The 4,759-nt window shown below is 61.1% G+C and carries 4 protein-coding genes; 1 reads left to right on the forward strand and 3 read right to left on the reverse strand.

The genetic code is table 11. The features are described from left to right. Nucleotides 1-84 precede the first annotated feature (84 nt). Both ACFVJ3_RS49155 and ACFVJ3_RS49160 read right to left on the reverse strand, forming a co-directional pair. Nucleotides 85-633, reverse strand: a complete 549-nt coding sequence (locus tag ACFVJ3_RS49155) for an ABC transporter permease (protein WP_378458992.1) — start codon at nt 631-633, stop codon at nt 85-87. 163 nt (nt 634-796) lie between these two features. Beyond that, nucleotides 797-1,507, reverse strand: coding sequence for an MlaE family ABC transporter permease (locus ACFVJ3_RS49160; protein ID WP_378458995.1), 711 nt, complete (start codon nt 1,505-1,507; stop codon nt 797-799). 672 nt (nt 1,508-2,179) lie between these two features. Here ACFVJ3_RS49160 and ACFVJ3_RS49165 point away from each other — a divergent pair. Further along, nucleotides 2,180-3,256, forward strand: coding sequence for an ABC transporter ATP-binding protein (locus ACFVJ3_RS49165; RefSeq protein ID WP_378458993.1), 1,077 nt, complete (start codon nt 2,180-2,182; stop codon nt 3,254-3,256). Between the two features lie 171 nt (nt 3,257-3,427). Here the strand turns inward: ACFVJ3_RS49165 and ACFVJ3_RS49170 are convergent. Beyond that, a partial coding sequence (locus ACFVJ3_RS49170) for a pirin-like C-terminal cupin domain-containing protein (protein WP_378458994.1) occupies nt 3,428-4,759 on the reverse strand: 1,332 nt, incomplete at its 5' end.

Genomic DNA, 4,759 nt, shown 5'->3' on the forward strand with positions numbered 1-4,759 from the left:
GGCATACCGCCGCGCCACCGAGTCCGCCACATCCGTCATAGCTCAACGGTAACGCCCGAAACCAGCTAAAGCGACATTATTTTGTCACAGGCCCTTAGCCATGACGAAGATGGCCATGACGAAAGCCTTTACAAAAGACCAGAAGATGTCACTGGGTATCAGGAAGACACTGAAGTAGTGATCGTATGTGCCACCGGACTGTCCATAACCCGCGGTGACAATGAGGCGCGTCGCGATGAACGAACCGATCAGCGCCAGGCAGTAGAGCGGGACGACGGCAATCGATCCCGCCAGAATGCGCGTCGTCACGAGGAAGGGCACGGATGGCACAGCCATGACCTCGAGCGCATCGATTTCCTCACTGATTCGCATTGCGCCGATTTGCGCGGTGAATCCGGCGCCGACGGTGGCCGTCAATGCGATGCCGGCGATGACCGGCGCCACTTCACGTGTGTTGGAGTACGACGCAACGAATCCGGCGAGCGCTTCGATGCCGACGTTCGCGAGGGAACTGTAGCCTTGGAGTCCTACCTCCACTCCGATCGCGGCAGTCATGAACACGACCACGACGACAGTGCCGCCGATCACCGCGAGTCCACCGGTGCCGAGACTCACCGACGCCAGCAGCCGCATGACCTCCTTCCAGTACCGCCGAGTCGCGTGAGGGACTCCGGTGGCGACATGACCGTAGAAGTCGGCCTGTGAACCGATTTCTGTCAGCTTGCGGACAGGCGCTCGATATATGAGGTGAAGCTGCCTGCCCATTCGAGACGTGGGATACACGATTGTTGCGCCCCTAATACTTTGACTGGAGGAAGATTGCGGAGATGATCGAGTTGGCCAGAAAGAGCAGCATGAAGCTGAAGACGACCGTCTGGTTCACGGCGTCCCCGACGCCCTTGGGCCCACCTTTGGCCTTGATGCCCAGGTAGCAGGCAACCAGCCCGGCGAGCAGCCCGAACACTGCTGCCTTCAGCTCACTGACGAGGAAATCGACAAGATTGACCAATAGCGTCAAACTCGCCACGAATTGGCCGGCACTGGCGTTCTGAACAAGCACGGTGAACAGGAAGCTTCCGGTGAGACCGACAACTGTCACGATTCCGTTCAACGCCAGAGCTACGAGGGTCGAAGCGATCACACGCGGCGCTACGAGGCGCTGCACGGGATCGAGACCGAGAACTTCGATTGCATCGATCTCTTCGCGGATCTTTCGGGCACCGAGATCCGCGCATATTGCGGTTCCGCCTGCTCCGGCGACAACGAGGACGCTGACCAGAGGTCCGATCTCACGGACCACCGCCATACCTGCGCCCGCCCCCGACAAGTCGGAAGCCCCGAGCTCTGCCATCAATTGTGTGAGTTGGAAAACGACGATCACACAGAAGGGAATGGCCACCATAATGGTGGGGACAAGTGCGACGCGAGCGATGAACCAGGATTGAGCGAGGAGTTCCTCGACTTCGAACGGCCGACGGAACATGTGCTTGAACGTCTTCCCGCTCATGCGATAGAAGCCGCCGACATCACCGGCGACCGTCAAGATCCCGCGACGAGCAGCCTCGGATGCGGTGCGCACCCTGGTGGTCACCACAGCCGAACTGCCTTGTCTGCCCTCGCGGCCACCGGCAATGCAGCGATGAGCGGGTACGTATCGGGTGGAGTCGTCGTCATTGTCACGTGTGTCCTCCAGTAGAAACGGCCTCCGGACGGCGTAGTCACTCCGTCTGCGTGCCGTCGCGGAAATCTGGTTGCACAGTCATGGGCACCGCGTCGCTCCCCGCCGATACTCGTCATTCCAGGTGTCGGCTGGCTGCGACTTTCCCCACTCCCGCGTTCGGACGGTCACGAGCAATCGTGTCGTCGGACATATTTCTGCGGGTTTGTGCGCTGACACACACTAAGGCGTACTATGTTATAACGTCAAGGTCGAGATTGGGTTGCGGTGATAATCGCCTTCACCGTCCAGGTCGGCGTGCTACATCCCCCCGAGACAGCCGCTGGCCGAGAATGACTCGTGTTTCTCTCCGCATTTCGCCATTCCGCAGCACAGGTGTGCAGGTGTGCAGAGATCCCGGAGAGTTCGGTTCCTTGAAGAGTTCTGCTGCTCGGGCCGTGGTCCGTGGATCGGTGTAGTAGTTCCGTGTCAGTGCAAGCAAGTGGATCACAGGAGGTAGACATGGGTGTAGAGGTGGCGGTTCAAGACTTGACCAAATCCTTCGGCTCGCAGAGGATCTGGCAGGACGTCACGTTGACGCTGCCGACCGGTGAGGTCAGTGCGTTGCTCGGGCCGTCGGGTACGGGTAAGTCGGTGTTCCTGAAGTCGCTGATCGGTCTGCTCCGCCCGGAGCAGGGCTCGATCGTGATCGACGGCACCAACATTCTCGAGTGCTCGTCCAAGGAGCTCTACGAGATCCGAAAGCTGTTCGGTGTGCTGTTCCAGGACGGTGCCCTGTTCGGCTCGATGAACCTGTTCGACAACGTGGCGTTCCCGCTGCGCGAGCACACCAAGAAGTCCGAGTCCGAAGTCCGCAAGATCGTGATGGAGAAGATGGAGCTCGTCGGCCTGCTCGGGGCCGAGGACAAGCTGCCGGGCGAGATCTCCGGTGGTATGCGCAAGCGTGCGGGCCTGGCCCGGGCCCTGGTGCTGGACCCGCAGATCATCCTCGTCGACGAGCCGGACTCGGGTCTGGATCCGGTGCGTACCACCTACATCTCGCAGACGTTGATCGACATCAACGCCGAGATCGATGCGACGATCCTGATCGTCTCGCACAACATCAACCTCGCCCGCACGGTGCCCGACAACATCGGCATGCTGTTCCGCCGGCAGCTGGTGATGTTCGGTCCGCGGGAGGTGCTGCTCACCAGCGACCAGCCGGTCGTCAAGCAGTTCCTGAACGGCACCATGATCGGCCCGATCGGCATGTCGGAGGAGAAGGACGAGGCCACCATGGCCGCCGAGCAGGCCATGGTCGACGCCGGCCACCACGCCGGTGGTGTCGACGACGTCGAGGGCATCGTCCCGCAGATGAAGGCGACGCCGGGGATGCCGTTCCGGCAGGCCGTCACCCGCCGCCAGGAACGCGTCCGGCAGATCATGCACACCCTGCCGGAGAATGCGCAGATTGCCATCCAGGAAAGCCTCGACGACCAAACCGTGACAATGGGTTTCAGAGGTGCGCTCAGCGACTCAATCTACGAAGAAGCCGTGGATTCGCCTTCGACCGGGCGCGGCTGGAGCTATGCGCCGTAGGCGTTGCCCCTGGCATTGGTCACACGAAAGATTTTCCAATCAGAATGTCGTGAAGAATGGGGTTGCCCCGCATCGGGATGCCGGTGCGGGGCAACTGTCGTTTTCAGCGTCTTCTACAGGTGCTTGAAGACGGGCGAGCGCGTGTCTCCATCCCCACCATGCCCAACCCGTTCAACGTGGGTCGAATCGTCCAGCGCGGTAATCGAGGAATGCCTGGCGAATCTGTGCCTCGGTATTCATCACGAACGGCCCGCCCGCGACCACGGGTTCGTGCAGCGGTTCTCCTGCGCCGAGAAGAACTCGCAGATCCGTGACCGCGGTGACGCTGAGTTCGGTGTCATCTCCGCTGGTCGGGCGGTCCAGCCACAGAGTCTGTCCAGCCCGGCCGGTGGTGCGGGTCGCGCCGAATTCACCATTTCCTCCGAGAATGTGGACGAACCCGTTGTAGGAACCAGGCAGGTCTTGCGTAAGGGTGGCGCCCGCGGTCAGTCGCATTTCGGCGACCGTCACCGGCACGTGGTTGAGTGTCGGTGACGTCACGCCGTTCGACGTGCCCGAATACACGATCACCTCCACGCCGTCCGCGGAATGTCGCGGCATTGCGACGGCGTGCAGATCCTGATATCGAGGAGTCGTCTTTTTCTGTGCGGCAGGAAGATTCAGCCACAGTTGCAGCAGATGCACGCGCTCACCGGCAGGTGGTTCCTCGAGGTGGATAACACCGCTGCCCGCGGTCATGAACTGAACGTCTCCGGGACCGAGAACGCCGGAATTCCCACGATTATCGGTATGGGTGAGCGAACCCTCGATCACGTAGGTGATGGTTTCGATTCCTCGATGCGGGTGCATTCCGAAGGCGCCGATTCCGAAGTCGTCTTCCATCATGAGCAGAAACGGATCGTGGCGCGCCCAGTCGCCCGCCGGGATCATTGCCCGAGCGACGTGCTGGGACGAGTCCTTGATCAGGGCGGGATCGTCGACGTGGGCGATACGCCGGGCGGTCGGCATGACGGTATCGGGCTCGCGGTTCATGCCCATGTTCCTTTCGAACTGGCTCGACGGTCGCCGGGGTACAGGCGGCTCCTCGCAGTGTGTTATCGCATAATGCACACTGCGGCGTGCCCCCGTCACCATAGAGTGTTCGGATCCGGCAACTGTACCGACTGCGGGAAGAACGCAATGGTCCCCGCCAATTTTTGGCGGTGCGCGCAAGAGACATGTGGTCCGGGTCACGTAGCGTTTGTGGTGGTCGTACTCAGGACGTCGACACCGCAGGTGAAAAGCACTTTCGCCACCGCGAATGTGTACACGACGTACAAGTCGAAGCTCCCTGTCTGGCCGATGGATGCGCCAGATGTCCCGTTGAATGAAAGAAGTGAGAAAAGTGACTGCTACTGCGATGCCGCGTGATACTCGGGATCTGTTGGCGGAGGCGGTGAAGATCGTTCCGGTGGTGGCCGAGGCGGCGCCGGAGGCGTTGGAGTTGCGGCGTGCTCCGGATCG

The sequence above is a fragment of the Rhodococcus sp. NPDC127593 genome (genome assembly GCF_042671975.1).
GTDB lineage: Bacteria > Actinomycetota > Actinomycetes > Mycobacteriales > Mycobacteriaceae > Rhodococcus_F.